Annotated in this window: 20 protein-coding genes and 2 pseudogenes; 5 read left to right on the forward strand and 17 right to left on the reverse strand. The window is 71.6% G+C overall.

Going from position 1 to position 21705, the window contains the following annotated elements; translation table 11 throughout:
- Nucleotides 1-4: 4 nt before the first annotated feature.
- Nucleotides 5-106, forward strand: a pseudogene (locus CEB94_RS40370) (alpha/beta fold hydrolase); the annotation flags it as partial.
- A 26-nt stretch (nucleotides 107-132) separates the two neighbouring features.
- Here the strand turns inward: CEB94_RS40370 and CEB94_RS03495 are convergent.
- On the reverse strand, nucleotides 133-915 hold the full coding sequence (locus CEB94_RS03495) for a class I SAM-dependent methyltransferase (protein ID WP_175430761.1): 783 nt from the start codon (nucleotides 913-915) through the stop codon (nucleotides 133-135).
- A 4-nt stretch (nucleotides 916-919) separates the two neighbouring features.
- Nucleotides 920-1483: a PadR family transcriptional regulator gene (locus CEB94_RS03500; RefSeq protein WP_175430762.1), complete on the reverse strand. Its 564-nt coding sequence runs from the start codon at nucleotides 1481-1483 to the stop codon at nucleotides 920-922.
- A gap of 68 nt (nucleotides 1484-1551) precedes the next feature.
- On the opposite strand from CEB94_RS03500, the gene CEB94_RS03505 reads away from it, so the two are divergent.
- From CEB94_RS03505 to CEB94_RS03520, 4 genes and pseudogenes are all read left to right on the forward strand, one after another.
- Nucleotides 1552-1950, forward strand: coding sequence for a nuclear transport factor 2 family protein (locus CEB94_RS03505; RefSeq protein WP_062925130.1), 399 nt, complete (start codon nucleotides 1552-1554; stop codon nucleotides 1948-1950).
- A 70-nt stretch (nucleotides 1951-2020) separates the two neighbouring features.
- Nucleotides 2021-2848: a class I SAM-dependent methyltransferase gene (locus tag CEB94_RS03510; protein ID WP_175430763.1), complete on the forward strand. Its 828-nt coding sequence runs from the start codon at nucleotides 2021-2023 to the stop codon at nucleotides 2846-2848.
- A gap of 104 nt (nucleotides 2849-2952) precedes the next feature.
- Nucleotides 2953-4242, forward strand: coding sequence for a transcription termination factor Rho (gene rho, locus CEB94_RS03515; protein WP_381106521.1), 1290 nt, complete (start codon nucleotides 2953-2955; stop codon nucleotides 4240-4242).
- A 160-nt stretch (nucleotides 4243-4402) separates the two neighbouring features.
- Nucleotides 4403-5167 (forward strand): annotated as a pseudogene (locus CEB94_RS03520) (D-alanyl-D-alanine carboxypeptidase family protein); the annotation flags it as partial.
- Between the two features lie 59 nt (nucleotides 5168-5226).
- Here CEB94_RS03520 and CEB94_RS41840 read toward each other — a convergent pair.
- The 15 genes from CEB94_RS41840 to CEB94_RS03595 all read right to left on the reverse strand — a co-directional run bounded on the left by CEB94_RS41840 (nucleotide 5227) and on the right by CEB94_RS03595 (nucleotide 21545).
- A complete protein-coding gene (locus CEB94_RS41840; RefSeq protein ID WP_175430765.1) occupies nucleotides 5227-6612 on the reverse strand; it encodes a glycosyltransferase 87 family protein in 1386 nt (461 codons plus the stop codon).
- Nucleotides 6609-8003: a polyprenol phosphomannose-dependent alpha 1,6 mannosyltransferase MptB gene (gene mptB / locus CEB94_RS03530; protein ID WP_175430766.1), complete on the reverse strand. Its 1395-nt coding sequence runs from the start codon at nucleotides 8001-8003 to the stop codon at nucleotides 6609-6611. Before mptB ends, CEB94_RS41840 begins: the two co-directional genes overlap by 4 nt.
- 223 nt (nucleotides 8004-8226) lie before the next feature.
- Nucleotides 8227-9159: a glutaminase gene (locus tag CEB94_RS03535; RefSeq protein ID WP_175430767.1), complete on the reverse strand. Its 933-nt coding sequence runs from the start codon at nucleotides 9157-9159 to the stop codon at nucleotides 8227-8229.
- 34 nt (nucleotides 9160-9193) lie between these two features.
- Nucleotides 9194-10603, reverse strand: coding sequence for an aspartate ammonia-lyase (gene aspA, locus CEB94_RS03540; protein WP_175430768.1), 1410 nt, complete (start codon nucleotides 10601-10603; stop codon nucleotides 9194-9196).
- A 120-nt stretch (nucleotides 10604-10723) separates the two neighbouring features.
- On the reverse strand, nucleotides 10724-11740 hold the full coding sequence (locus CEB94_RS03545) for an asparaginase (RefSeq protein ID WP_175430769.1): 1017 nt from the start codon (nucleotides 11738-11740) through the stop codon (nucleotides 10724-10726).
- A 32-nt stretch (nucleotides 11741-11772) separates the two neighbouring features.
- Nucleotides 11773-13215 carry an amino acid permease gene (locus tag CEB94_RS03550; RefSeq protein ID WP_175430770.1) on the reverse strand — a complete coding sequence of 481 codons (1443 nt, stop codon included), beginning with the start codon at nucleotides 13213-13215 and terminating at the stop codon, nucleotides 11773-11775.
- Nucleotides 13212-13889: a FadR/GntR family transcriptional regulator gene (locus tag CEB94_RS03555; RefSeq protein WP_175436870.1), complete on the reverse strand. Its 678-nt coding sequence runs from the start codon at nucleotides 13887-13889 to the stop codon at nucleotides 13212-13214. The genes CEB94_RS03550 and CEB94_RS03555 overlap by 4 nt, the downstream gene beginning before the upstream one ends.
- Nucleotides 13890-14075: 186 nt before the next feature.
- Complete coding sequence (locus tag CEB94_RS03560; RefSeq protein ID WP_175430771.1) at nucleotides 14076-14912, reverse strand: undecaprenyl-diphosphate phosphatase; 837 nt, start codon at nucleotides 14910-14912, stop codon at nucleotides 14076-14078.
- A gap of 110 nt (nucleotides 14913-15022) precedes the next feature.
- Nucleotides 15023-15370, reverse strand: a complete 348-nt coding sequence (locus tag CEB94_RS03565; protein ID WP_175430772.1) for a fluoride efflux transporter FluC — start codon at nucleotides 15368-15370, stop codon at nucleotides 15023-15025.
- Nucleotides 15367-15747, reverse strand: a complete 381-nt coding sequence (locus CEB94_RS03570; RefSeq protein WP_175430773.1) for a DUF190 domain-containing protein — start codon at nucleotides 15745-15747, stop codon at nucleotides 15367-15369. Before CEB94_RS03570 ends, CEB94_RS03565 begins: the two co-directional genes overlap by 4 nt.
- The gene (gene crcB / locus CEB94_RS03575) at nucleotides 15744-16199 is read right to left on the reverse strand and encodes a fluoride efflux transporter CrcB (protein WP_175430774.1); all 456 of its coding nucleotides are present in this window, start codon (nucleotides 16197-16199) and stop codon (nucleotides 15744-15746) included. Before crcB ends, CEB94_RS03570 begins: the two co-directional genes overlap by 4 nt.
- Nucleotides 16200-16400: 201 nt before the next feature.
- Complete coding sequence (locus CEB94_RS03580; RefSeq protein ID WP_175430775.1) at nucleotides 16401-17360, reverse strand: SMP-30/gluconolactonase/LRE family protein; 960 nt, start codon at nucleotides 17358-17360, stop codon at nucleotides 16401-16403.
- 49 nt (nucleotides 17361-17409) lie between these two features.
- Entirely contained in the window at nucleotides 17410-17667 is a 258-nt protein-coding gene (locus CEB94_RS03585; protein ID WP_175430776.1) for an ArsR/SmtB family transcription factor, read from the reverse strand.
- A gap of 186 nt (nucleotides 17668-17853) precedes the next feature.
- Entirely contained in the window at nucleotides 17854-19413 is a 1560-nt protein-coding gene (locus CEB94_RS03590) for a glycoside hydrolase family 53 protein (protein ID WP_175430777.1), read from the reverse strand.
- 110 nt (nucleotides 19414-19523) lie between these two features.
- Entirely contained in the window at nucleotides 19524-21545 is a 2022-nt protein-coding gene (locus tag CEB94_RS03595; protein ID WP_175430778.1) for a beta-galactosidase, read from the reverse strand.
- Nucleotides 21546-21705 lie beyond the last annotated feature (160 nt).

Here is a 21705-nt window from a genome sequence, read left to right on the forward strand (position 1 = left end):
CACCTTCTCGGAGACCGACTTCACCGAGGACCTGCGGCGCATCGGCGTGCCGACGCTCGTCACGCACGGGGACGACGACCAGATCGCGCCGATCGCCGCCTCGGCCCACCGGACCTCCCGGCGAGAAGGCGTTCAACGACGATCTGCTGAACTTCCCGCACGGCTGACGAGCACCGGCCGCGGACACCCCTGGTCCGGCAGCCGGGCCATGACGAGACGTACGCGGGGGCTGCCGTCCGGTCGCCGCCCGAACTCCTCGAGCGCGTGGAGCTCCACCCGGAAGCCGGCCTCAGCGAGTTCGCGCCGCACGTCCCCCAGGCGGAACGCGCGGTAGTACATGACGAACGGAGGCCGCCAGAGCGCGTTGCGCACACGCATCACGGTGTCGAAGCCGAGCAGCATCCAGTAGCCGGGCGAGCCCGGGCGGGGCGGGGCGACCAGTGGGAACGCGAAGCTGCCGCCCGGCCGCAGGACGGACCGGACCTGCGCGAACAGCCCGGGCAGTTCGCGGGGCAGGAAGTGCCCGAAGGCACCGAAGCTCACGACCAGGTCGAAGGCGGGCACGAAGGGCAGGGCACGGGCGTCGGCCCGGACCCAGGAGAGCGCCGGGCCCGTCGGCCGGACCCGCTCGCGTGCGACGTCGAGCATGCCGGCGCTGAAGTCGACGCCGGTGACCCGCTCCCGGCACACCCGTGCCAGCACGCCGACGCCCGCTCCGGTGCCGCAGCACAGGTCGAGTCCGGCGTCGAAGGACCCCGTCCGCCGCAGCGCCGAGCCGACGGCGTCGAGGACCGCGTCGGGCGTCCGGAACGGCGTGTGGTCGAACTTCGGCGCGAGGAGGTCGTAGCCGCGCTCGACGGACGACAGCGCCTGGACGGCGAGCTCGCGCAGACGGGGGCCTTCGGGGCTGAACATCGGATCAGCCTAGAGGAGCCCGCTGCTTCAGTACGGTGAGTACGCGCTCGCACCAGCGGACGTTCTCCTCCTCGAAGCCGATGCCCCCCATCAGCGTGAGGTACGGGCCGACGCGTTCGGCGTCCCGGAGGTACTCCTCCTCGCTGCGGCCGGCCAGGAGGCGCTCGCGGACGCGCCGGTAGCGGGCGAGTTTGCCGCGGGCCCACGCCTGGCGCTCCTCGACCAGCGCACGGGTCGCCCCGGGATCGGCGCCGTCCATGGCCTGGATCTTGATGAGGAGTTCGTCGCGGATGGCGGTGGGCCGCCGGGGCGGCGTGGCGGCGAACGTGCGCAGGTCCCGGCGGCCGGCCTCGGTCAGCGTGAACATGCGCTTGTCGGGGCGCCGCTCCTGGCGCACCACCCTGGCCTCGATCAGTCCGTCCCGCGCGAGGCGCTCCAGTTCGCGGTAGAGCTGCTGCGGGGTCGAGGCCCAGAAGTTGGCCAGCGACACGTCGAACACCTTGGACAGCTCGTACCCCGAGGCCTCGCCCTCCAGGAGCGCCGCGAGAACGGCGTACTTGAGAGACATGTGGACACCGTATCAACGGTTGACTAATCTACTCCGCACCTACTCAACAAATTGACCAAGGCGGTTCGATGCGTGCATTCCGTGAGGCGGTCGAGAAGCTCGACCTCGACGCCGCCGAGGCGCTGCTGGCGCCGGACGTCGTCTTCACCAGCCCGGTCGTGTTCAAGCCGTACGCCGGGAAGGCGATCACTGCCGCGATCCTGCGCGCCGTCTCCGGGGTCTTCCAGGACTTCCGCTACGTGCGCGAGATCAACGACGTGAACGGCCGCGACCACGCCCTGGTCTTCACCGCTCGCGTGGGCGACCGAGAGATCAACGGCTGCGACTTCATCCACGTCGACGAGAACGGGCTTATCGACGAATTCACGGTCATGGTCCGCCCGTTGTCGGGGGCACAGGCCCTCGCTGCGGCCATGGGCGAGCAGTTCGAGCGGATCGCCGAGGAGGCCCGCGCCCGCTCGGTCTGAGCGACACGTCGGAAGTTCCGTTTCCCGCGTTCTCCCGCCGCCCCAGGCCGGTTCACGGTTGGATGTCCCCATGACGTCCGCCGAGCACGACCGGCTGATGCGGGCCAACCAGGCGAACTGGGACGCCCGCACGCCCATCCACCTCGCCAGCCGCTTCTACGGTCTCGATCAGGACCTCGGCCCCGAGCGCTGGTTCGCCCCGTTCGAGTGGGAGGACCTCGGCGAGCTGGCCGGGCGTGACGTGCTGCATCTCCAGTGCCATCTCGGCACGGAGACGATCGCCTTCGCGCGGCGCGGTGCCCGGGCCGTCGGCCTCGACTTCTCCGAGGCGTCCGTGGCGGCGGCCCAGGACATCGCGGTGAAGTCCGGCGCGGACGTGACGTACGTCCGGGCGAACGTGTACGACGCCGTCGCGGCCCTGGACGGGCGGCGGTTCGACGTCGTGTACACCGGCAAGGGCGCCCTGTGCTACCTCCCCGACCTTCACCGGTGGGCGGAGACCGTCCGCCAACTCCTGCGTCCCGGCGGCCGGGTGTACGTCGTCGAGTTCCATCCCCTGCTCAACTCGCTCGGGCCGAAGCCCGCTCCGGGCGAGGGACCCGAGCTGCTCCTGCGTCACGACTACCTGGGCGGCGCCGGTCCGGTACACCGCGACGGGACCCACACCTACACGGACGGCCCTGCCGTCGAGGGCGCCACGGACAGCTACGAGTGGATGCACGGCATGGGCGAGGTCGTCAACGCGTTGACGGGGGCGGGGCTCGCTGTGCGACGCCTGCGGGAAGCCGACGAACTTCCCTGGCCGCGCTGGCCGCAGATGGTCCGTACGGAGTCCGGCTGGTGGCGACTGCCCGAGCCGCGGATCCCATTGCTGTACGGGCTGCTGGCCACTCGCTGAGGAAGCCGACCCCCGCCTGCCGCTTTCGATGGTAGGCTGAGCAGAGCACTCGTGTACGCCCCTCTTTGTGGGCGCCGGTGCCAGTTTTTCAACTCTCTCCCTTCATGTGCAGCACCACGACGGGTTCCGTCGTATCCGAAGTGCTGTTTCTCCGCCGCCCGGAGCCGTGCCACAGGCCCTCCTTCGCGGTCCTCTCCCCCTCCCCTCGTATGTGCCAGCCTGCCGTCCGTGAAAGGACACACACCACCATGACCACCACCCTGGAAAACCCACCCGTACACCAGCAGGACACCGGGCACCGGACCGTGTCCGGTGTCCTCGACATCGACGCGAGCGGGAAGGGGCACCTGCGCGCCGAGAGCTTCCTGCCCTCGCCCGCCGACGCCGCCGTCTCCCCCGCGCTGATCCGCCGGTACGGCCTGCGCAAGGGCGACCTCGTCGAGGGCGTGCTCGGCGACCGGCGCGGCCTCACCGACGTCGAACGGGTCGACGGCCGTACGGCCGGGAACCCGCGCGACAGGCGCGCCTTCCAGGACCTGACGCCGCTGCACCCGCACGAGCGGCTGCGGCTCGAGCACCCGTCCGCCGGACTGGCCGGACGCGTCGTCGACCTGATCACACCGGTCGGAAAGGGCCAGCGCGGGCTCATCGTGGCCCCGCCCAAGACCGGCAAGACCGTCCTCCTCCAGCAGCTCGCCGCCGCCGTCACCGGCAACCATCCCGAGTGCCGGCTGATGATGCTGCTGCTCGACGAACGGCCCGAGGAGGTCACCGACATGCAGCGCTGTGTGCGAGGCGAGGTGTACGCCTCGACCTTCGACCGCAGCGCCAAGCAGCACATCGCGCTCGCCGACCTCGTGATCGAGCGCGCCAAGCGGCTCGTCGAGGCCGGCGAGGACGTCGTCATCCTCCTCGACTCGCTGACCCGGCTGTGCCGGGCCCACAACAACGCGGCCGCCTCCGGTGGCCGCATCCTCACCGGGGGTGTCGACGCGACCGCGCTCACCGGCCCCAAGCGGTTCTTCGGCGCCGCCCGGTCGGCCGAGGAGGGCGGTTCCCTCACCATCCTCGCGACCGCCCTGGTGGAGACCGGCTCCCGGGCCGACGACTTCTACTTCGAGGAGCTGAAGAGCACCGGCAACATGGAGCTCCGCCTCGGCCGGGATCCGGCGTCCCGCCGCGTCTTCCCGGCCGTCGACATCATCCCCTCGGGTACCCGTCGCGAGGAACTCCTCCTGCCTCCGGCCGAGTTGGCGGCCGTCCACGGCCTGCGGCGCGTGCTGCAGGGCCGGGACGGGCAGGGCGCGCTGGAGACCCTTCTGGAGCGGATGCGCGAGACGCCGGACAACGCGACATTCCTGCGGCGCATCCAGCCCACGCTGCCCTCGGGCTGAGCCGAGGAGATCAGCCATCCGGGTGCTAGCGCGCTGCGCGCGGCCCCGTCGTCACCGTGCGGAGCATGTCCGTTTCTACGTTGATCATATGATCATCGGATTCTCTTCCCGGGTGGCCGTGTCGGCCGGTGCGCTCTGCGTCGCGGGGCTCTTGGCGCTGATGCCCGCGGCGGCTGCCGGCCCCGGCGGGGCGGAGCCCACTCCGCCGGGCGGGCCGAGGGCCGCGGCACCGCACCCCTCGCTGCTCTACCGTCCCGGCACCCAGGTGCGCCTGCGCGCCGGGGCGTCCCGTGTCCCGGAGGTCTCCGCGCTGTCCTGGGTGGTTGCCGACGCCCGTACCGGCGAGGTGCTCGCCGCCCACAACGCGCACCGCAGGCTGCCCCCGGCCAGCACCCTGAAGACCCTGTTCGCCCTCACCCTGCTGCCCGGGCTGCCGGCGGGCATCAAACACACGGTCCGCGAGCGGGAGCTGAGGGGCATCGGCGCCGGCAGCAGCCTCGTCGGGGTCACCGAGGGCCGTACGTACCGGATCGCCGACCTGTGGCGCGGTGTCTTCCTCAACTCGGGCAACGACGCCGTGCACGTCCTGGCCGAGCTCAACGGCGGCTGGCGGCACACGGCCGAGCGGATGCAGGCCAAGGCCCGGTCCCTCGGCGCCCTCGACACCCGCGTGGTGTCACCCGACGGGTACGACGCACCGGGCCAGGTGTCGTCGGCGTACGACCTGGCGGTGTTCGGCCGGGTGGGGCTGCGCAATCCCGACTTCGCCCGGTACTGCGCCACGGTGGAGGCAAGGTTCCCCGGCGGGGGCGGTTGGTCGTACCCGATCCTCAACACCAACCGGCTGCTGAGCGGCGCCCAGGGCGTGAAGCCGTACCGGGGGCTGATCGGGATCAAGAACGGCTACACCAGCAAGGCCGGCAGCACCCTCGTCGCGGCGGCGCGGCGGGACCGGCGCACCCTGGTCGTGACGGTGATGAACCCTCAGGAGGGCGGCGGCTCCGCCGTGTACGAGGAGGCGCGCTCGCTGCTCGACTGGGGCTTCAGGTCGGCCGGGAGGGTCGAGGCGGTGGGCTCGCTCGGCGCGCCGCGCACGCCCGCGCGGCCGGCGGCGACGACGCCGCCCGCGGTCGCGGCGGCGGTCCCGCAGGAGCACGGGTCCCTCTGGACGGCGGCGGGGCTGATCGCGGGTGCCACCGGTACGGGTGCGGCGGTCGTGGTACTGGTGCTGCGGCTTCCGGTCCGCAGGTCCGGCCGGGGCTGACCCACCGGCAGCCACAGCAGCAGGCCCAGGGTGATCCAGGCGTAGGTGTTGCCGCCCAGGAACCCGTCGACGCCGGACGCGTCGTCGACCCACAGCCACACCACGCTCGTGCACAGCACCGCGTACAGGGCGCCCGCGGCCCGGGGGCGCCCCGCGCGGACCAGTACGGCGAAGGACGGCAACAGCCAGACGAGATGGTGCACCCAGGTGATCGGGCTGACGAGACAGGCGGCGAGGCCGGTCAGGGCGAACGCCGCCGTCCACTCCCCGGCCACGACCGCCCGGCGCGTCCGCGCCGCCCACACACCGAGGATGAGCAGGACCGCCACCGCCCACACCGCGCGGTCCGGTTCACCGAGCCGGGCCAGGATGCCCTGCACCGACTGGTTCGAGACGTAACCGAGGCGCCCCACGCGGTCGGTGTCCCACAGCGCCTCGGTCCAGTAGAAACGCGACGCGTCCGGGTCCACCCAGGCCGCCAGGGCCGTGGCCCCCAGGGCGACGGCCGTGGCGAGCGCGGCCGCCCGCCATCGCCTGGCCACCAGCAGCAGACCGATGAACAGCGCCGGCGTGAGCTTGATCGCCGCCGCGAGCCCGACGCCGACGCCCGCCAGGCGTCCTCGTCCGGTGGCGAGCAGTGTCGCGTCGGTGAGGACGAGTGCCAGCAGCAGAAGGTTGACCTGGCCGAAGCTGAAGGTGTCACGGAGCGGTTCGAACAGGGCGAGCAGACAGACGATCAGGGCCCAGCCGTACCAGCCGTGGCGCCGCCGGTCCGGTCCGGCGAGCAGGCGCAGGACCACGGCCAGGGCGGCCAGGTTGAGCAGCAGGGCGGCGGCGACCGCGGCGTGCAGGCTCAGCAGGGCCATCGGCAGCATGGCGACCGCGGCGAACGGCGGGTAGGTGAAGCCGTACGGCGTGCCGGGCACCCGGTAGTCGTAGACGCGTCCGCCGTGGTGGACCCAGGAGTCGATGCTGCCGTAGTAGACGCGCAGGTCGAACCAGTCGCGCAGCAGGGGCACGGTCGCGGTGAAGAGCGTCACCAGCGTGGCGAGGGCGAGCACCAGCAGCAGCCGGCCCCGGTCCGTGCGCGGCAGAGTCGGGGTCATGCCGCCCGTCCCAGCGCCGGGGCGAGTTCGGCCTGGTGGGCCTGGAACAGCACGACGACCGCGAGCGCCCCGCCGGAGACGGCCAGTACGAGTTGCCCCGTGTCCGCCTGGCCGCCGCCGGGCAGGACGCACAGCGCGAGCACACCGGTCACGGCCGTCATGCGGTGGCGTACGGACGTACTGGGCGCGGCGGCGGCGATGAGGAACAGGCCCCACAGGGCGTACCAGGGGCGGATCGCCGGGCCGAGCGCGGCCACCGCCACCAGGGACAGGCCGAGCGCGTACACGGGCCGGGGGCGCAGCCGCAGCCAGATCAGCACGATCGCGACCACGGCGGTCAGGATGCCCAGGGCGTGCCAGGCGGGGATCGCCAGCGGCGCGAGATCGCTGCCCAGGTGCTCCAGGAGGGCCTGGGTGGCGCGGCCGAGGAGAGTGGTCAGGGCCCAGTTACCGGATGAGACGGGGGTGTTCAGGGCGCCGACCCAGCCGTATCCGGTGCCGGCCGCGGCCGTCGCGGCGACGGTGGTCGCCGCGGCCGCGACGGTGGTCGACACGAGGGCCTTCGCCGGGTGGCGGCCCGCGCGGACCTGGAGGACGACGACGGCGGCGAGACCGAGCACGGCGGGCGCCTTGACCAGGGCGGCGAGGGTGACGAGCACGGCGCCGAGGAACGGCCACCGGCCGAGCGCCGCCACCAGGCCGGTGCCCAGCAGGCCCAGCATGACGGCGTCGTTGTGCGCGCCCGCGACCAGGTGCAGCAGGACGAGCGGGTTGAGGGCGCCCAGCCACAGCGCGGCGGACGGGTCGGCGCCGCTGTGCCGGGCGAGACGGGGCAGCGCGGCCGCCATCAGGGCCACGCCGGCGAGGGCGACGAGCCGCATCCCGAACAGTCCGGCGGGCAGTTCACCGCGCGTCAGTGCCGACAGGGCCGCCGCGACGGCGAGGAACACCGGGCCGTACGGAGCGCCGGTGTGACGCCAGAGCGGGGCGACCTCGTCGGCGAGCGGACCGCCGAGCCGGGACGGCCCGTGCGCGTAGACGTCCATGTGCGCATCGACCATCGCCCCTTGGGCGAGGTAGCTGTAGACGTCGCGGCTGAACAGCGGCGGGGCGAGCAGCAGGGGAGCCGCCCAGGCGGCGAGGACGGGCAGCAGGGCGCGGGGAGCGGGTGGTCGCGGCCCGCGGACCAGCCGGCCCAGCAGTACCCAGGCCGCGATCAGCAGGACGACGCCGAAGTACGCGCCGACCAGGCCGAGGGCGGCGCGGGCGGAGTCCGGGGGGAGAAGATCCGCCACGGGCAGGGCTCCGGCCGTCTCACCGCCTGCCGCGAGGAAGGCGGTACCGGCCAGACCGAGTATCTGGCAGCGGCGGAGATCGACGGGAAAAGCCATGGCCAACACTCGGGCAGCGTGTCAACGTGGGATGGCTCGAAAGCGACGTGGAGTGCTCCGGTGGGGAGCCGGCGTGTGACCGGCCGGTGATCGGGGCGGGATGTCTGGTCGCGGTGGAGCGTCCGGCGCGTGCGCTGGTTCGCCGAGTGCGGGCGGGTGGGGGGCTTGTCGCGCGGTTCTCCGCGCCCCTTTGGGCATGCCCCACGCCCGCCGAGAAGGTCCGTCAGAACACCGACAGGCCCGTCAGCGTCGTGAATCTGTCCAGGGCTGCCACGCCGGCGACCGAATTGCCCCGTTCATCCAGGCCCGGGCTCCACACGCACAGGGTGCAGCGGCCGGGTACGACCGCGATGATGCCGCCGCCGACGCCGCTCTTGCCGGGCAGGCCCACGCGGTATGCGAAGTCGCCCGCCGCGTCGTACGTACCGCAGGTCAGCAGGATCGCGTTGATCTGCTTGGCCTGGCTGCGGGTGAGCAGGCGGGTGCCGTCGGCGCGGATGCCGTGCCGGGCGAGGAAGCTCGTGGCGAGGGCGAGGTCGGCGCAGGACGCGGCGATCGAGCACTGCCGGAAGTACTGCTCCAGGAGCGTCGGCACGGGGTTGTCGATGTTGCCGTAGGACGCCATGAAGTGGCCGAGGGCGGCGTTGCGGTCGCCGTGGGCGGACTCGGACGCGGCGACGTCCTTGTCGAAGGTCAGGTCGGGGTTGCCGCTCTCCGCCCGCAGGAACGCCAGCAGTTCGCCCGACGCGTCGCCGGTACGGGTGTGCAGCCGGTCGGTGACGACGAGGGCGCCCGCGTTGATGAACGGGTTGCGCGGGATGCCGTTCTCGTACTCCAGCTGGACCAGGGAGTTGAAGGGGTTGCCGGAGGGCTCGCGGCCCACGTGCTCCCACAGGGCGTCGCCCTCGCGGGCCAGGTCGAGGGCGAGGGTGAAGACCTTGGTGAGGGACTGCGCGGAGAAGGGCTGCCGCCAGTCCCCCACTCCGTACACCGTGCCGTCGAGGTCGGCGACGGCCATGCCGAAGCGGCGCGGGTCGCAGGCGGCGAGCGCCGGGATGTAGTCGGCGGGCCGGCCGCGCCCGGGGGTCCGCTCGATCTCCTCGGCGATGCGCTCCAGGACCGGCTGGAAGGTCGTCGACGGCGTCATGATCACCATTGTCCCTCCGCCGGTCCCGGTGCGATGCCGTGGGTCAGGCCGGGGTCCGGCCGCTGCCCGCGAGGACCTCGGGGCGCAGCAGGGCGGCGAGTGTCTCGGCGGGGAGCAGGCCCTTCTCCAGGACCAGTTCTGCCACGCCCCGGCCGGTGGCGAGGGCCTCCTTGGCGATGTCGGTGGCCGCCGTGTAGCCGATGTGCGGGTTGAGGGCGGTGACCAGGCCGATGGAGTTCTCCACGCTGGTGCGCAGCGCCTCGGTGTTGGCGGTGATGCCGGACACGCAGCGCTCGGCCAGGGTCACGCAGGCGTTCCGCAGGTGCGTGATGGACTCCGACAGGGAGTGCAGGATGATCGGCTCGAAGGCGTTGAGCTGGAGCTGTCCGGCCTCGGCGGCCATGGTGATGGTGACGTCGTTGCCGATGACCTCGAAGGCGACCTGGTTGACGACCTCGGGTATGACCGGGTTGACCTTGCCGGGCATGATGGACGAACCGGCCTGCACGGGCGGCAGGTTGATCTCGCCAAGGCCGGCGCGCGGGCCGGAGGACAGCAGCCGCAGGTCGTTGCAGCTCTTGGAAAGCTTGACCGCGATGCGCTTGAGCACGCCGGACATCTGCACGAAGGCGCCGCAGTCCTGGGTCGCCTCGACGAGGTTGGCCGCCGTGATCAGGGGCAGTCCGGTGATGGCCGCGAGATGGCGGCGAGCGGCCTCGGCGTATCCGGCGGGGGCGTTGAGGCCGGTGCCGATCGCGGTGGCGCCCAGGTTGATCTCGTGGATCAGCTGGACGGCCTCGGCGAGCCGGGACCGGTCCTCGTCCAGCATGACGGCGTAGGCCGAGAACTCCTGACCCAGCGTCATGGGGACCGCGTCCTGCAACTGGGTACGGCCTATCTTGAGCACGTCGTGGAACTCGACGGCCTTGTCCGCGAACGTGTCCTGCAGGAAGGACATCGCGTCGAGCAGCCCGCGCACCGCGAACACCGTCGCGATCTTGACGGCGGTCGGGTAGACGTCGTTGGTGGACTGTCCGAGGTTGACGTCCTCGTTCGGGTGCAGGAAGCCGTACTCTCCCTTGGCGTGGCCCTGCAGTTCCAGCGCCCGGTTCGCCACGACCTCGTTGGCGTTCATGTTGGTGGAGGTCCCGGCCCCGCCCTGGATCACGTCCACGACGAACTGGTCGTGCAGATGGCCGTCGCGGATCTCACGGCAGGCCTCGACGATGGCGGCGGCCTTCTTCGGGTCGAGCAGCCCGAGTTCCTCGTTGGCGAGGGCGGCGGCCTCCTTGACGGCGGCGAGGGCGTCGATCAGATGCGGGTAGGCGGAGATGGGCATGCCCGTGATGGGGAAGTTCTCCGTGGCCCGCAGGGTGTGCACACCCCAGTACGCCTCGGCGGGAACGTCACGGTCGCCGAGCAGATCGTGCTCGGAGCGGGTTGCGGCGGTCATGACGGTGAGGGTCCTCTTCTCTGTGGTACAGGGTGGACGCGCCCCTGAAAGGGGCGCGGGGAACTGCGCGACCAGCCACAGGGGACCCGCGGCCGCCGAACGGGAACATCCGGCACATGTTCAGGCGCGGGCCGCACCGGCAAGCGGCTCCAGCGCCCGAACGGGCCGCACCCGCCCGACCTCACGCCCGCCTCCGAGCAGCGGCTCACCCGCGAACTCGGTGAGCAGCTCCGGGTCGACACCCGCCCGGGCCAACGCGGCGGCGGCCACCGGCACCCGTGCCCGATTCGCACCATCGGCGATCTTCACCGCCACGGCCCGCCCGTCCGGCAACGCGGCGACCTGGACGCCCTCGAAACCGTCCTTGGTAAGCAGCCCTGGCACCGCCCGCATCAGCGCGGCGACGTCCCGCCCGGAGCCGGACGCCATCTCGGCGTGCTCACGCATCGCGTCGGCGACGCGGGCCTCGGGCGTACCCGGCGCGGCGGTGGTGATCCGGGCGGTGGCCCGGGCGAGGCCGTGCAGGGAGATGGAGAACAGGGGCGCGCCGCAGCCGTCGACGGTGACCCGGGCGATGCCCTGCCCGGTGAGGTCCTCGACGATCTCGGCGATGGCCTGCTGGAGCGGGTGGGCCGGGTCGAGGTAGGTCTCCAGCGGCCAGCCGTTGAGGGCGCAGGTGTAGAGCATGGCCGCGTGCTTGCCGGAGCAGTTCTGGGCGAGCCGTGAGGGCAGTCGGCCCTCGCGCACCCAGGCGTCCCGGACGACCGGGTCGAACGGCATGTCCGGGACGTTGCGCAGATGGTCCTCCGTGAGCCCGGCGAGGTCGAGGATGCGCCGGGCACCGGCGAGGTGGCGTTCCTCGCCGGAGTGGCTGGCCGCGGTCAGCGACAGCAGCTCGCCGTCGAGCGGCAGCCCGGCCCTGGCCATGGCCACGGCTTGGAGGGGCTTGAGCGCGGAGCGCGGGTAGAAGGCGGCCTCGATGTCTCCGATCTGGAGCCGGACCTCTGCGTCGGCGCCGAGGACGACGACGGAGCCGTAGTGGATGCCTTCGACGATTCCGCCGCGTATGAGGTGGGCGACGGGGGCGTGGACGGGTTCACGGACAAGGGGTGCGTCCGCGAGGGAACTGCTGAACATCACTGCCTGCTTCTCATGGAGCGGCGCGTTCCTCACGCGTCGGCTCCGGTGGTGGACTTGCGCGCGACACGGCCGCGGACGGCGAACCATCCGGCGACCAGGGTCCCGACGATCAGCGGCAGGCACAGCACGGTGGTGCGTCCCGCGCCGCCGTCGGCGTACATGAGGACCAGGACGGAGGCGAGGAACGCCAGCGTCACGACCTCGGTCCAGGGAGAGCCCGGGAGCCGGTAGTCCGGGCGGGTCAGCTCGCCCTTCTGGGTCTTCTGCCAGAAGAGGAGGTGACAGATCATGATCATGCCCCAGGTGGCGAGGATGCCGATCGCTGCGAAGTTCAGCACGATCTCGAACGCCTCGGCGGGCACGACGAAGTTGAGGCCGACGCCCAGGACGCAGATGCCGCTGGTGAGCAGGATGCCGCCGTAGGGCACCTGGCTGCGGCTCATCACGGAGGTGAACCTGGGCGCGGATCCGGCCATGGCCATGGAGCGCAGGATGCGGCCGGTGGAGTACAGGCCGGAGTTGAGGGAGGACATCGCGGCGGTGAGGACGACGAGGTTCATCACGTCGCCCGCCGCCGGGATGCCGATGTTGGACAGCACCGTCACGAAGGGGCTCTCACCGGCGGTGTACTTGTTCCACGGCAGCAGCATCGACAGCAGCACGACCGAGCCGACGTAGAACACACCGACGCGCCACATGATCGAGTTGATCGCCTTCGGCATGATCTTCTCGGGGTTCTCGGTCTCGCCGGCCGCGACGCCGACCAGTTCGACGGAGGCGTAGGCGAAGACGACGCCCTGGATGATCAGCAGCATGGGCAGCAGGCCGTGCGGGAAGACGCCGCCGCTGTCGCCGATCAGGGACGGGCCGGGGGTGTGGCCGTCGACGGGGTGCTGGGTGACCAGCAGGAAGATGCCGATGCACATGAAGACGACCAGCGCGCCGACCTTGATGATCGCGAACCAGAACTCCAGCTCGCCGAAGATCTTCACCGAGATCAGGTTGACGGTGAGCACCACGGCCAGTGCGATCAGGGCGATCACCCACTGCGGGATGTCGGAGAACATGCCCCAGTAGTGGGTGTAGGTGGCGACGGCGGTGATGTCGGCGATGCCGGTGGTCGCCCAGTTGAGGAAGTACATCCAGCCGGCGGTGTAGGCGCCCTTCTCCCCCATGAACTCACGGGCGTAGGAGACGAAGGCGCCGGAGGAGGGCCGGTACAGCACGAGTTCGCCGAGGGCGCGCACGACGAGGAAGGCGAAGAGGCCGCAGACCGCGTAGGCGATGAAGAGGGACGGGCCGGCGTCGGCGAGGCGGCCGCCGGCGCCGAGGAAGAGGCCGGTGCCGATGGCTCCGCCGATGGCGATCATGTTGACATGCCGGGACTTCAGGGACTTGCTGTAGCCCGCGTCTCCGGCATCGACATGGGTGGAACGTTTCTGCACCTCGTCGTGCAGGGACTGCTCGCTCACGCCTCGGTTCCGCCTTCCGTGGGGGTGTCCGTGCGCGACGAACGCACGATGTCGGTGAGGGTCGTCTCGACGCGGTCGAGGTGATGGGCCATGGCCTCCACCGCGTCGGTCTCGGAACCGTCCATCAGCGCCTCGACGATCGCCCGGTGCTCTCGGTTGGACTGCTCGCGGCGGCCGCCCAGTTCGTTGAGGAAGGCGGACTGGCGGGCCAGCGCGTCCCGGATCTCCTCGATGACCCGGCGGAAGACCGGGTTCTGGGCGGCCTCGGCCACGCCGAGATGGAACAGCGTGTCCATCGCGACCCAGGCGGTGGTGTCCGTCTCTCGCTCCATCCGGTCCAGCAGGTGGGCCAGGTGGTCGAGGTTCTCCGGGGTGCGGCGCCGGGCCGCGTACCCGGCGACCGGGATCTCGACGTGGCGGCGCACCTCCAGCAGGTCGCTGGCCGCGTAGTCGCCGAAGGTGGGGTCCTCGACGGTATTGGCGACGACGAAGGTGCCCTTGCCGGTCCGGGACACGGTCAGGCCCATGGTCTGCAGCGCCCGCAGCGCCTCGCGCAGCACGGGCCGCGAGACCTCCAGCGTGCGGCACAGCTCCGCCTCGGAGGGCAGCTTGTCGCCGACGGCGTACTCGCCTCGCTCGATGGCGCCGCGCAGGTACGCCAGCACCGCTTCCATGGCACTGACCCGTCGCACGGGCTGTCCGGCTGTCCGGCTGTCTGACAGGTTCACGAGGGAGATACTCCGGGCGACGAGGGGCGCTGTCAAGGGGGCCAGGGAGACCGCGCTCCACAGGGGCGCGGGAGCGGCGCGACCGGCCACGAAGGCGCCGCGGACGAACGACGGCGCCTCCCGGCGGTGCGCTCAGCCGCTGAGCACTCCTGCTCCGAGCAGGCCGAACAGCAGCACTCCCACGACGATCCGGTAGATCACGAAGGCGTTGAAGGAGTGCTTGGCGACGAACTTCAGCAGCCAGGCGATGGAGGCGTAGGCCACGACGAACGACACGGCCGTGCCGACGGCGAGCGGGGCGGCACCCACTCCGGTGCCCAGGGCGTCCTTGAGCTCGTAGAGGCCGGCCCCGGTGAGTGCGGGGATGCCGAGGAAGAAGGAGAGCCGGGTGGCGGCGACGCGGTCCAGGTCGAGGATCAGCGCGGTGGACATGGTGGCGCCGGAGCGGGAGAAGCCGGGGAAGAGCAGGGCGAGGATCTGGGAGCCGCCGACCAGCATCGCGTCCTTGAACGAGGTGTCGTCCTCACCGCGCTTGTGCCGCCCCATCTGGTCCGCCGCCCACATCACGCCGCTGCCGACGATCAGCGAGCCGGCGACCACCCACAGCGAGGCGAGCGGGCCCTCGATGAGCGGCTTGGCGGCGAGTCCGACGGCGACGATCGGGATGGTCGCGCAGATGACCCACCAGGCGAACTTGTAGTCGTGGTGGTACCGCTCCTCGCGGTCGCGCAGGCCCCTCCCCCAGGCGGAGACGATCCGCACGATGTCCTTGAAGAAGTACACGAGCACCGCGGCGATCGCGCCGACCTGGATGACGGCCGAGAACCCGACCACGGCGTGGTCGTCGACGGGGATGCCCATCAGCCCCTCGACGATCTTCAGATGGCCGGTGGAGGAGACGGGCAGGAACTCGGTCACCCCCTCGACGACTCCGAGGACGACGGCCTGACCGAGGCTGATGACGCTCATGGGATCCAGTTCTGCTCGAGGGAGGCGGGGAGCGGAGTGGACAGTCCTACTACACGTGGGCGAGGACGACTCTCACCCGCGCGGCTCACCCGCACCCCCGCGGACGCGCCTCACATGCGCGCGAGCGCCGCCCCCGCGAACGCCGCCCCGAGACCGGCCACGACAGTCGCCGCCACGTTGACGGCCGCCTGGCGGCGAGCCCCGGTCTCGGCCAGCCGCAGCGTCTCGTAGGAGAACGTCGAGTAGGTCGTCAGGGCGCCGCACAGACCGGTGCCGAGCAGCAGTTGCAGGTGAGTGGCGGCACCGGTGAGCAGACCGAGGATCAGGGAGCCGGTGACGTTCACCGTGAAGGTGCCCCAGGGGAAGACCGAGTCGTGCCGCGCCTGGACCGCCCGGTCGGTGAGGTAGCGCAGCGGGGCGCCGACCAGCGCGCCACCGACGACCATCAGCCAGTTCACAACCACTTCTTACCCTTCGTGCCCGTTGTGCCGGGATCGTCCCCGCGTCCGGCGTACCGGATCACCTCGCAGTCCTCGAGGGTCACGAGCCCCTCGGTGACGATGTCGTCCAGCTGCGGGAGGAACGCGCGGACGCGTGGCTCGGTGTCGACGATCACCACGGCGATCGGCAGGTCCTCGCTCAGCGACAGCAACCGCGCGGTGTGGATCAGGGAGGACGCGCCGAAGCCCTCGATGCCGCGGAAGACGCTGGCACCGGCGAGGCCCGCCGCATGGGCCCGGTGGACGATCTCCGAGTAGAGGGGCTTGTGGTGCCAGGTGTCGCTCTCGCCGAGGAAAACGGTCAGGCGCAGGGCCCTGCCGGTCAGCCTGGTCATCGTCGTCTCCCTGTCAGGACGCGGCGGGTCGTCCCGGCCGCGAGCCACACCGCTGCGAGCGCCGTGAGCGGGGTGGCGGCGAGGTAGGCCAGAGCGGTGCCGGTACGGCCGCCGTCGAGGAGGTTGTGGATGTCGACGGCGTACGTCGAGAAGGTCGTGAAGCCGCCGAGGACGCCGGTGCCGAAGAAGGGGCGGACGAGCGGGTGGGCGGTCCGGATCTCGGTGATGACCACCATGAACACGCCGATCACGGCGCAGCCGGCGATGTTGACCCAGAGGGTCCACCAGGGGAAACCGCCCGGGGACGTGGGCCACCAGAGGGAGGCGGCGTACCGGGCGGCCGCACCCACTCCCCCGCCGAGCGACACGACCGCGACGACGGGCGCCTGGGCACGCCAGGAGGGCGGGCGGGGGGTGGCTGCCGGAACGCGGAGGCTTTCAGGGGCTGTCATGTGGTGGTACGTCTCCTACTCGCCGGGGCCCGGGGTCGTGCGGGCGCGTGCCGTCGCAAGTAGGGACCGTTGGCGGCGTCGCTGCCGCGGTTCGGGTACGGCGGGCCCCACCGCCGCGCCGCGAGAGGTCGCGGCCGGGGTTCAGGTTAACCCCGGGGGTGCGGCGGGGTCACTCCGGAGCGCGGTGAGGGTGGGCTCGCGTCACTTCGGGGCCGGCGGCTCGCAGACCGCCACGCCCCGTTCCCGGATGCTGCCCAGGACCAGGTGCCCGCCCGCTTCGCAGACGCTGGTGGCCATGCGGTAGCCGGAGCGGCGGCGGGCGAGGTGGTGGACGACGCGGCCCTCGTCGTCGAAGGCCTGGAGGGCGACCGTGCCGGTGGGCCGGAACGGGGCGCGCACGGCCACACGGGCGGCGGCGGCGCGGACGCCGGGCGCGCTGCGGTGGAGCAGGTCGAGGGCGGGGACGCGGGGTCCGGCGAGCGCGACCCAGATCGGTCCGTCGGGCGCGCCGCGCCAGAGGTTGTCGGGCATGCCCGGGAGGTTCTCGGCGAACGGCTCGCTGCGCCCGGCCTTGGGCCCGGTGAGCCAGTGGCGCAGGAGCCGGCAGGCGCCGGTCTCCGCGACGACGAGGAAGGACTCGTCCGCGCCGATGGCGACTCCGTTGGCGAACCGCAGGCCGTCCAGCACCACTTCGGGTGTGTCACCGCCGGGGGCGAGCCGCAGCAGCCGTCCCGTCCCGGTGTGTTCGACGATGTCGCCGATCCAGTGCTCCAGGGGGTACCGGCGGCTGGAGACGGTGAAGTAGACGCTGCCGTCGGAGAGGGACACGGCGTTGCTGCAGAAGCGCAGCGGCTCCCCCGCCACCGAGTCGGCGAGGACCCGGACCGTGCCGTCGCCGGTGCCGACGCGCAGCAGGCCGCGTTCGGCGTCGCACACCAGCAGGTCACCGTCCGGGAGGAGTTCGAGCCCGAGCGGCCTGCCGCCAGTCCGCGCGATCACCTCGACGCGGGCCGCGACCGGGTCGGCGAGGGCGTCGAGCCGCAGGATGCGGCCGTCCGCGACGCCGGTGAGGACGCGGCCGCGCGGGTCTGCGACCACGTCCTCGGGGCCGGGGCCCACCGCGACGTAGTGGCGTGGGACGAGTGCCGTGGGACGGTCCATCGCGTGCGTGTCCTCCACCGTCGGGGGCGATTGCCGCGGTACGGGTCGCCTACCAGCCCTTCTCAAACATCCGGGCGACGTCGGCGATCCGCATGTCGTCGCGGTGGTAGCGCACGCGGCCCGCGGACCTGCTGGTGCGCAGCATGCCGGTCGCCTCCAGCAGCCGGAGATGGGTGACGGCGACCGGGCGCGGCATCGAGAACCGCTCGGCGACGGTGTCCGCGGTGACACCGTCCGCCGCGGGACCGGGTTCCTTCAGCCAGGCCAGGATGCGCAGCCGCGTCTCGTCCGTGGGAGTCCTCAGCATGTCGTGCCCCTGCCTCGCCGCTTCGCCCTCTCACCGCGTCTTCCCACTGTCTCGCAGTCGACGCCACCGCGTCCGGCACTCGGCATCGTTGACCGATACCGAACTGCCGTACGTGAGTGCGGAGTTCGGTCAGGAAGGCGAACTGAGGGGGAGGGCCCGGGCAGCGGGGCACCTCCCCCCGTGGACTCAGCGGTGCCGGAACCAGGACATCGACGACAGTGCCCGGTCGTCGTAGCCGAACAGCGCCTGGTTCTCCCAGCCGTTGCCGGAGGCCGCGTCGGTCGGGTCCCAGCCGTTGCCGCCCACCGCGGTCCAGGTCGCCTCCCAGTAGAAGATGCCCAGGCCGCGGCCGTTCGGCACGGCCTCCACGATGCTCATCATGTCGTTCATCCACCGCGTCTGACCGGCCACGCTCGCCGGGTAGCCGGAGACCAGCTCGTCACCGGTGTCGATGATGTTCTCGTGGGCGTCCTCACTGTCGAGGCGGAACGGGTAGGCGGTCTCGGCGACGAAGACCGGCTTGCCGTAACGGGACGCCGCGTCGTCGAGCGTGGTCTGGAAGTCGGCGAGCGTGCCGTGCCAGTAGCCGTAGAACGACAGGCCGATCGCGTCGAACTTCACGCCGTTGGAGCGCGCGCTGTCGAACCACCAGCGGGTGCCCTCCAGGTCACCGCCCTCGGCGAGGTGCAGAGCCACCGTGGTGGAGGAGCTGACCGCCTTGACCGCGTCGTAGCCGGAGTTGAGCAGTCCGGCCAGTTGCGTCCAGTTGGAGGTGGATCCCTCGTTCCACAGCATGCCGCCGTTGATCTCGTTGCCGACCTGGACCATGTCGGCGGTGGTGCCCTGGGCCTTCAGGGCGCTCAGCACGTCGTACGTGTGGTGGTACACGTCGGTCTTCAGTTGACCGTACGAGTGCCCGGCCCAGGCGGCGGGCTTGTCCTGGCGTCCCGGATCGGCCCAGAAGTCCGAGTAGTGGAAGTCGACCAGCAGCTTCATGCCCTGGGCCTTGACGCGCTTGGCCGTGGCGAGGACGCGGGCCTTGTTGTTGTAGCCGTCGGCCGGGTCGACCCACACCTTGAGGCGCGCGTAGTTCATGCCGTTGGACTTGAGGACGGCCAGGGCGTCGCCGGCGGTGCCCGAGCTGTCGCGGTAGACGCCGCCCCTGGCCTCGCTCTTGGCCAGCGACGAGATGTCGGCACCCTTGATCGACGTACCGGACGTGCCGGACGTGAAGGTCAGGTCGTCGACATTGATCCAGTTGCCCGCGTTCGCGTCACTGTTGACGCTGATCGTGCACTGGTTGTTCGTCACCTTGACCGGCACGACGATCCGGATCCACCCACTGGCGGAGACCGGCAGGTCGGTGCGTTGCTCGGCGCCGCCGCAGTTCTTCAGCGCCAGGTACGCGGACTTCTGCCCGCCGCCGGAGCGCACCCAGGCGGTGAGCTTGTAGTTGCCGTTGGTCAGTCCGGACAGGTACTGGTACGTCTCCACCTTGTAGGCCGACGAGGACCAGTGGCTGAGGCGGTGGCTGCCGCCGTGGCCGCCGGACTCGGTGAACGAGGCGCCGGTGTCGCCGTACTCGGACCAGCCGCTCGGGGTCGCGGCGCCCGCGCCGCCGGTCTCGAAGCCGCCGTTGGTCAGCGTGCTCGCGGCGTGGGCGGAGGTGGCAGGCAGGGCGGTGAGGGCGAGGCCCGCGGCGAGCGGGAGCAGCAGGGCCCTGAGGGTGCGTCTGGGATGGAACATCGTCGTCCGTCGTCCCTTCGACGTGGGGGTTGGGGAGTTCCTCTCACCTGGAGGCGGGTGAGGACCCCTCCGCCCGCGGCTCGTGGCTCGCGCGGGCGGAGGGAGTCGGTTCAGCCGTCGAACCGGACGACCCGGACGGCTCCGGCCGGGACCGCCAGACGGCCGGCGGCGCGGTCACCGGTCAGCAGCTCGGTGCCCGGGACCTCCAGGGGCACCTTGGCGTCGGAGCCGGTGTGGTTGACGGCGAAGAGGTAGGTGCCCGACTCGCCGGTGCGACGGACCACCTCGACGTCCCGGGGCAGGTCGGCGCGCGGGGCGAGCCGCGCGTCCTGGCTCGCCCGGCCGAGCAGCACGTCGAGGCCGTCGGCGCCGAGCCGGGTGGAGACGTACCAGGCGGTGCCCTGGCCGAGGCGGTGCCGGGTGACGGCGGGCAGAGAGGCGGCCAGGCCGTCGGCGTAGGTCAGGACGGTCTCGGCGCCGCGCGGCACCACGAACTCCGTCCACACGTCGGCGGACAGCTCGGTTCCGTCCGGGCCGGTGACCCGCACCCGTTCGCCGGGCAGCAGCGGGGAGAACTCCTCGACGGTGAGGCCGAGGACGTCCCGCAGCGGGCCCGGGTAGGCGCCCTCGTGGACGGCGTCGTGCTCGTCGACGATGCCGGAGAAGTAGGAGACGACGAGGGTGCCGCCGTTCTCGACGTACGCCGTCAGGTTGCGCCCGGCCGCCTCCGTCATCAGGTACAGGGCCGGTACGACGACAAGGGGATACCTCGACAGGTCGGCTTCCGGGTGGGCGAAGTCGACGGTGAGGTGGCGGTCGTAGAGGGCCTCGTAAAAGGAGTCCGCGCGCTCGCGGGCGTCGTGGTCGACGCTGGGGCGCCAGTCGAGGGTCTGCGCCCACCAGGAGTGCCAGTCCCACAGCACGGCCACGTCGGCCTCGGTGCGGGTGCCGCGGATCTCGCTCAACGCCTCGACGGAGGCACCGAGTTCGACGACCTCGCGCCACACGCGGGTGTCGGTGCCGCCGTGCGGGACCATCGCCGAGTGGAACTTCTCGGCGCCGCGCCGGGACTGGCGCCACTGGAAGAACAGGGCGCCCTCGGAGCCGCGCGCCACGTGCGTGAGGGAGTTGCGGGCCATCTGGCCGGGGGCCTTGGCGGGGTTGCGAAGCTGCCAGTTGACGCCCGAGGTGGAGTGCTCCAGCAGCAGCCAGGGGGCGCCGCCCGCGACGGACCGGGTGAGGTCGGCGGCCATCGCCAGGTTGACGTGGGTGCGGCGGCCGTCGGTGATCAGGTAGTGGTCGTTGGTGACGAGGTCGACCTCGCGGCCCCAGGCCCAGTAGTCGACGGAGTCGCACTGGCTCAGCGCGGTCATGAAGTTGGTGGTGACGGGGACGCCCGGCGAGAGGCGGTGCAGGATGTCCCGCTCCATACGGAAGTTCTCGCGCATGGTGGCGTCGGCGAACCGCTTGTAGTCCAGCGCCTGGCCGGGGTTGACGGCAGCCGGGGTGAGCCGGGGCGGGTTGATCTCCTCGATGTCCGTGTAGCGCTGGCCCCAGAAGGCCGTGCCCCAGGCCGCGTTGACCGCTTCGACCGTGCCGTACACGGTGCCCAGCCAGCGGCGGAAGTGGGCGGCGCAGGAGTCGCAGTAGCAGGCCGAGACGGGAACGCCGTACTCGTTGTGCACGTGCCACATCGCCAGGGCCGGATGACCGGCGTAACGCTCGGCGAGCTTCGTGGTGATGGTCGCGGCGGCGGCGCGGTAGTCGGCGTTGCTGTGGCAGATGGCCGCGCGGGAGCCGAACTCGTAGCGCACGCCCTCGGCGGTCACGGGCAGCGCTTCGGGGTGGGCACGGTAGAACCAGACGGGCGGTACGACGGTGGGGGTGCCGAGGTCGACGCGGACGCCGTGCTCGTGCAGCAGGTCCATGAGCCGGTCCAGCCAGCCGAAGTCGTACGTCCCGGGTGAGGGCTCCAGCAGCGCCCAGGAGAAGATCCCGACGCTCACCATGGTGACGCCGGCCTCCCGCATCAGCCGGACGTCCTCCTGCCAGACGCTTTCCGGCCACTGCTCGGGGTTGTAGTCCCCACCGAAGGCGAGCCTGGTGAGGCCCCTGGGGGTGGTCTCCGGCATGGATGATCTCCCGGTTGATCGATCAATTGGGAACGTGCACACACAGAACGCGGTGCGGAGGCCAACATAACCGCACAGCAACAACCATTGACAAGTGTCCGGGATGTTTCTCTACTGTGAACGCTCACAGAAGCATGGGAGGGTCCCCGCAGCAGGCGAG

Source organism: Streptomyces hawaiiensis (genome assembly GCF_004803895.1).
Taxonomy (GTDB): domain Bacteria; phylum Actinomycetota; class Actinomycetes; order Streptomycetales; family Streptomycetaceae; genus Streptomyces; species Streptomyces hawaiiensis.

What these genes read in the sequence shown, in the direction of transcription:
- CEB94_RS03495 (WP_175430761.1), bottom strand. Translation starts at nt 915, where the DNA reads ATGTTCAGCCCCGAAGGCCCCCGTCTGCGCGAGCTCGCCGTCCAGGCG.
- CEB94_RS03500 (WP_175430762.1), bottom strand. Translation starts at nt 1,483, where the DNA reads ATGTCTCTCAAGTACGCCGTTCTCGCGGCGCTCCTGGAGGGCGAGGCC.
- CEB94_RS03505 (WP_062925130.1), top strand. Translation starts at nt 1,552, where the DNA reads ATGCGTGCATTCCGTGAGGCGGTCGAGAAGCTCGACCTCGACGCCGCC.
- CEB94_RS03510 (WP_175430763.1), top strand. Translation starts at nt 2,021, where the DNA reads ATGACGTCCGCCGAGCACGACCGGCTGATGCGGGCCAACCAGGCGAAC.
- rho (WP_381106521.1), top strand. Translation starts at nt 2,953, where the DNA reads ATGTGCAGCACCACGACGGGTTCCGTCGTATCCGAAGTGCTGTTTCTC.
- CEB94_RS41840 (WP_175430765.1), bottom strand. Translation starts at nt 6,612, where the DNA reads ATGACCCCGACTCTGCCGCGCACGGACCGGGGCCGGCTGCTGCTGGTG.
- mptB (WP_175430766.1), bottom strand. Translation starts at nt 8,003, where the DNA reads ATGGCTTTTCCCGTCGATCTCCGCCGCTGCCAGATACTCGGTCTGGCC.
- CEB94_RS03535 (WP_175430767.1), bottom strand. Translation starts at nt 9,159, where the DNA reads ATGGTGATCATGACGCCGTCGACGACCTTCCAGCCGGTCCTGGAGCGC.
- aspA (WP_175430768.1), bottom strand. Translation starts at nt 10,603, where the DNA reads ATGACCGCCGCAACCCGCTCCGAGCACGATCTGCTCGGCGACCGTGAC.
- CEB94_RS03545 (WP_175430769.1), bottom strand. Translation starts at nt 11,740, where the DNA reads ATGTTCAGCAGTTCCCTCGCGGACGCACCCCTTGTCCGTGAACCCGTC.
- CEB94_RS03555 (WP_175436870.1), bottom strand. Translation starts at nt 13,889, where the DNA reads ATGGAAGCGGTGCTGGCGTACCTGCGCGGCGCCATCGAGCGAGGCGAG.
- CEB94_RS03560 (WP_175430771.1), bottom strand. Translation starts at nt 14,912, where the DNA reads ATGAGCGTCATCAGCCTCGGTCAGGCCGTCGTCCTCGGAGTCGTCGAG.
- CEB94_RS03570 (WP_175430773.1), bottom strand. Translation starts at nt 15,747, where the DNA reads ATGACCAGGCTGACCGGCAGGGCCCTGCGCCTGACCGTTTTCCTCGGC.
- crcB (WP_175430774.1), bottom strand. Translation starts at nt 16,199, where the DNA reads ATGACAGCCCCTGAAAGCCTCCGCGTTCCGGCAGCCACCCCCCGCCCG.
- CEB94_RS03580 (WP_175430775.1), bottom strand. Translation starts at nt 17,360, where the DNA reads ATGGACCGTCCCACGGCACTCGTCCCACGCCACTACGTCGCGGTGGGC.
- CEB94_RS03585 (WP_175430776.1), bottom strand. Translation starts at nt 17,667, where the DNA reads ATGCTGAGGACTCCCACGGACGAGACGCGGCTGCGCATCCTGGCCTGG.
- CEB94_RS03590 (WP_175430777.1), bottom strand. Translation starts at nt 19,413, where the DNA reads ATGTTCCATCCCAGACGCACCCTCAGGGCCCTGCTGCTCCCGCTCGCC.
- CEB94_RS03595 (WP_175430778.1), bottom strand. Translation starts at nt 21,545, where the DNA reads ATGCCGGAGACCACCCCCAGGGGCCTCACCAGGCTCGCCTTCGGTGGG.